Here is a 5,070-nt window from a genome sequence, read left to right on the forward strand (position 1 = left end):
CGTCTGTTACGAGATCCGGGGCCCGGTGCTCGAAGAGGCGATGCGGCTGGAGGCCGCCGGTCATCGCATCCTCAAGCTGAACACGGGCAATCCCGCCGCCTTCGGGTTCGAGTGCCCGCCGGCGATCCTCGAGGAAGGCGGCGCGAGCTGGGACGACGTGATGATGATGCGCGTCTACCTCACCGACGTCGACCACTTCGCCGAGATGAACGAGATCTACAACGCCTACTTCGAGGAGCAGGGACTCAAGGCCCCCGCCTCGGCCCGCACCACCGTCTACGTCGGCCTGCCCAAGGGCCTCCTCATCGAGATCGACGCGCTCGCGGTCCTCGACTGACCCGCCGGACTGATCACGCTGCCACCACCCCAACCGCCGCTTCACGGCACGGCGCTCACCCCCGGAGCGCCGTGCCGCGCTCCCCCCTACCCTTCGCGAGGTCCGCCTGCCATGCCCCCGACCGCTCCGCCACCCCACACCGGTGGCCTCCTGCTCCTCATACCCGGCACCGCCGGACTCCTGACCGTCGCCGCGCTCGGCATCGCCCTGCTGCTCCTGCTGATCATCAAGGTCCGGCTGCAGCCCTTCGTCGCCCTGCTCGCCGTCTCGATCACCGTCGGCCTCGCCGCCGGCCTGTCCGTCACCGAACTCTTCGGCACCGTCCAGAAGTCGGCCGCGACCTCCGTCATCGAGACCGGCATGGGCGGCATCCTCGGACACGTCGCCATCATCATCGGGCTGGGCACCATGCTCGGCGCGATCCTCGAAGTCTCCGGCGGCGCACAGGTGCTGAGCAGCCGTCTGCTCGCCCTCTTCGGAGAGAAGCGCGCCCCGCTCGCCATGGGCCTCACCGGACTCGTCTTCGGCATCCCGGTCTTCTTCGACGTCGGCATCTTCGTCCTCGCGCCGATCGTCTACGCCGCCGCCAAGCGGTCCGGAAAATCGATCCTGCTCTACTGCATGCCCCTGCTCGCGGGCCTCTCCATGACCCACGCGTTCCTGCCGCCCCACCCCGGCCCGGTCGCCGCCGCCGGCCTGTTCCACGTCTCCCTCGGCTGGGTCATCCTCATGGGCATCGCCGTCGGCGTCCCCGCCGTCCTCGCCGCCTGGGGCTACGCCGCCTGGATCGGCAAGCGCCTCTTCGTCGAGGTCCCGCAGGACATGGTGGAGGCCGCCGAGGACGCCCGGGCACAGGTGGAGTCCGAACGGCAGGGCGCCCCCGAGACACCGGTCGCCCTGTCCACCGTGCTCCTCATCATCGGCACCCCGCTGATCCTCATCCTGGCCGCGACGTTCTCGTCCATCGCGCTCGACCCCTCGACGACCCGCTCCGTCGTCGAGTTCTTCGGCAGCCCCTTCGTCGCGCTGACCCTCGCGCTGCTCCTCGCCTACTACCTGCTCGGCGTCCGGCGCGGCTGGACCCGCAAGTCCCTCGAGCAGGTGTCCACCTCGTCGCTGAAGCCGGTCGGCAACATCCTGCTCGTCGTCGGCGCCGGCGGCGTGTTCGGCGCGATCCTCAAGGCCAGCGGAGTCGCCCAGGCGCTGTCCGACACCTTCAGCGACGTCGGCCTGCCGGTCATCGTCCTCGCCTACCTGATCTCCCTGGTCCTGCGGGTCGCCCAGGGCTCGGCGACCGTCGCCATCGTCACCACGGCCGGCATCGTCGTCCCGCTGGTCGAGGGCGCCGGCCACTCGCAGGCCTTCCTCGCCCTGGTCATCATGGCGATCTCGGCCGGCTCGATCTTCGCCTCGCACGTCAACGACGGCGGCTTCTGGATCGTGTCGAAGTACTTCGGCATCTCGGAGCGCGACACCCTGAAGTCCTGGACGGTCCTGGAGTCGGTGCTCTCGCTGGCCGGCTTCGCCGTCGCGGCGGCGCTCAGCCTCGCCGTCTGACGGCCCGCGGTCCGGCCGGGCCCGTCCCCGTGGACGGGCCCGGCCGCCGCCGTGCCGGCGCACGCGGCGGGGCGGCGTCGGGCCGCACTCGTACCGGCGGACTCAGACCGCCGTCGTGCACAGCACGTTCCGCCCGCCGTCGACCTCGTACGTCCAGTACACGTTCCGGTCCCCGCTGCCGCGCGAGCAGTAGCCGGCCGGATAGGACTTCTCGGCCCGGTAGTAGCCGGTGATCTGGAGGATCGTGTCGTAGCCGCGGGGCACCTGGTCCGCCTCGCAGCTCCAGAGGTTCATGGTCCGCGAGGACGTGATGGTCCGTCCGCTGCGCTTGGCGACGAAGCACTCGCCCTTGCGGTACTGGCGCTCCACGCAGAGCGTCGTGGCGAAGTCGTAGCGCGAGCCGGAGTGGTACCAGTAGCTGCGGCCGTTGCCCGAGGGGCAGTCGGCGAAGTCGATGCCCCGGCTCGCCGAGGTCACCCGGAGGTGGGCGTTGGCGGCGGAGCAGCTGACGGTCTGCGGGGTGGTCGTCGACCAGGAGTCGTAGCCGTCGTCGTACGCGGTGAGGCAGTCGCCGCTGTCGACGGCGCGGAAGGCCTGGTCCCGCGCGTCGGGTGTGGGGGTCGGGGGAGTCGTCGGAGGGGAGTAGGAGGAGCTCGCACCGGTGCGGGAGCCGCTGGTACCGCCGCTGCCCGATCCGCCGTCGTCGAGGGTGTTCTGGTAGAGCAGGAAGGCGACGACCAGGAGGACGGCCGCCCCGATCCAGCCGGCCGTACCGCCGCCCCCGCCGGTGGACGGGGTGCGGGGCGGCGGCGCCTGCGGCGGCGCGGGCCGGGGCTGCGGGGCCGGCCGGGGCGCGGGCTGCGGTGAAGCGGCCCGGGGTCTCGCGGGAGGCGGCTGCGGCGCCCGGGGCCGCTCCGGCGGCGGCTCGGGCGGCCGGTTCTCCGGGATCACGCGGGTCGGGGGCGGCGGCGGCACGGGACCGGTCCGCTGGTCCGCGGTCGGGGCCTCGGCGTCCCGGACCTCCGCCTCCCGGAACAGGCGGCCCTGGCTCTCGTACGCGCCGATCAGCTCGGTCCAGCGCGGCGGCAGCCACCGGGTGCCGCTCGGCGAGTGCGGCAGTCCGGCCGTCGACGCGGTGAACTGCGCCAGCACGTCGGCCGGTGCGGGCCGCCGACCGGGATCCGCGGCCAGGCACGGCCGGATCAGCGGGGTCAGCTCCTTGGGCAGGCCGCCCAGGTCCAGGTCACCGCGCTGGACCCGGGAGAGCAGCCGCAGGGTGTCGCCGTCCTCCGGGTACGGGGGTCGGCCCACCGCCAGGTGGAAGAGGGTGGCACCCAGCGAGTACACGTCGGCGGCGGCCGTGGACACCTCGCCCCGGGCCTGTTCGGGGGAGGTGAACGCGATCGTGCCCAGGGTGAGCTGGGTCCGCGTCAGGTCGCTGGCGTGCGAGATGCCGAAGTCGATCAGGCGTGGCCCGTCCAGCGGCAGCAGGATGTTGTGCGGCTTCACGTCGCGGTGGACGATGCCCATCCCGTGCAGGGCGACCAGCGCCTCGGCCGTCCCCGCCGCCACCCACCGGACGGCGGACGCCTGCAGCACGCCCTTGGCGCGGACCAGTTCGGACAGCGCGGGGGCCGCGATGTACTCGATCGCCATCCACGGCCGGTCGGCGCCGGCGTCCGCGTCCAGCACCCGCGCGGTGTAGACGCTGTCGACCCGCTGGGCGAGCGCCACCTCGCGCGCGAAGCGCCGGCGGTCGGTCTCGGCGACGACGCCCTCGGCGAGCAGGGTCTTCACGGCGACCAGCCGTCCGCCGCTGGTGCGGCCGAGGTACACCCGGCCCATGCCGCCCGATCCGAGCCGGCCGAGCAGCCGGTAGCGGCCGAGCCGCCGCGGATCGTCCCCGCCCAGCGGCTGAAGGCGTGCCCCCGTCATCCCGTACCTCCCCGTGGGTACCCGTCCGTCACCCACAGTGGCACGCCGCGCACGCACTGGCCATGGCCCCTCCCGTCCCGGACACGACCGGGACAGGGACTTCACGGAATCGATACCCGCCCGCGGGCATGGACGCGCCGCGGACCGTACCGGTACGGTCCGCGGCGCCGGGGCGAGAGGGTCAGGCGGTGCAGTACTGGCTCTGCTTGCCGATCGAGCGGTACATGCAGTCGGCGTTCTCCAGGAGCTGGAGAACGGCGTCCCGGTTACGGCTCGTCTCGCGCTCGATCACCTCGTCGGGCGGGTAGAAACCGCCGTTCCAGGACGAGGTCGGGTACATCTCGAAGGTGTACGCGAAGATCTTCTGCGCACCCCACAGGTAGTCGTCGATCGAGCCGTCCGTGATGTACAGGTCGCTGGACTGCTCGGCGGTGTAGCCGTTGCTCGTGGCCATCTTCTGGCCCACCGCGGCGAAGGCGTTGCGGTCGTCCTGGGTCATGCCCGGGGCGGTGTCCGCGTTGGTCCAGCCGAACGGCCAGAGCACCAGTTCGCTGTACGTGTGGAAGTCGATGCCGGCCTTGATCTGCTGCTTGCCGCCCACGACGCGGGAGCGGACGAAGTCGGCGACGACCTTCACCTCGGGGGCGGACTCGGGTGCCGTGCCCCGGTAGGTCTCGGAGCTCTTGGAGCTCGAGGAGCCTCCGCAGCAGCCCCACTTGTAGTCCCAGTTGCGGTTCAGGTCGGTGCCGACGTAGCTGGATCCGGAGTTGGGCTGCCGGTTCTTGCGCCAGCTGCGGTAGGAGCCGGTCGCGATGTCGTACTCGCCGCCGTCCGGGTTGAGGTCCGGCACGATCCAGATCTCGCGGCCGTTGACCGCGTTGGTGATCCGGGAGTCGGAGCCGTAGCCCGCCCCGAGCTCGCGCAGCAGGTAGAGCGCCATCTCCACGGTGAGGTGCTCGCGCGCGTGCTGGTGGTGGGTGAAGAGGACCTCGGGCTCGGCCTCGTCCGTGCCGACGTTGTCGCTGACCTTGACGGCGATGATGTCCCGGCCCTGGTAGGTCCGGCCGATGACGCGTTTGCTCATGATGCCCGGGTACTGGGCGATGCGCTGGTCGATCTCCGCGTTCATCTCGGCGAAGTGGTCGACGTCGGTGAGGTAGACGCGCATCATCATCACGTCGTCCCAGCTCGCGCCGCCTTCCTCGAGGATCGCCTTGACGTTGGCGAAGGTCTGGAGGGTC

4 protein-coding genes are annotated in these 5,070 nt (G+C 71.7%); 2 read left to right on the top strand and 2 right to left on the bottom strand.

Translation table 11 applies throughout. From position 1 onward, the window contains the following. Both EAO71_RS39800 and EAO71_RS30200 read left to right on the top strand, forming a co-directional pair. Nucleotides 1-337, top strand: a 337-nt coding sequence (locus tag EAO71_RS39800) for a RidA family protein (protein ID WP_315986620.1), incomplete at its 5' end; no start/stop codon positions are given. A 111-nt stretch (nt 338-448) separates the two neighbouring features. Further along, nucleotides 449-1,894 (top strand): GntP family permease, encoded by a 1,446-nt coding sequence (locus EAO71_RS30200; protein ID WP_147980967.1) that lies wholly within the window; start codon nt 449-451, stop codon nt 1,892-1,894. Nucleotides 1,895-1,996: 102 nt separating this feature from the next. On the opposite strand, the gene EAO71_RS38295 is transcribed toward EAO71_RS30200, so the two are convergent. Continuing rightward, nucleotides 1,997-3,829: a serine/threonine-protein kinase gene (locus EAO71_RS38295; RefSeq protein WP_222723600.1), complete on the bottom strand. Its 1,833-nt coding sequence runs from the start codon at nt 3,827-3,829 to the stop codon at nt 1,997-1,999. A 181-nt stretch (nt 3,830-4,010) separates the two neighbouring features. Continuing rightward, the coding region (locus EAO71_RS30210; RefSeq protein ID WP_261992417.1) for a M14 family zinc carboxypeptidase at nt 4,011-5,070 on the bottom strand (1,060 nt) is incomplete at its 5' end.

Source organism: Streptomyces sp. MS191 (assembly GCF_008042125.1).
Lineage (GTDB): Bacteria > Actinomycetota > Actinomycetes > Streptomycetales > Streptomycetaceae > Streptomyces.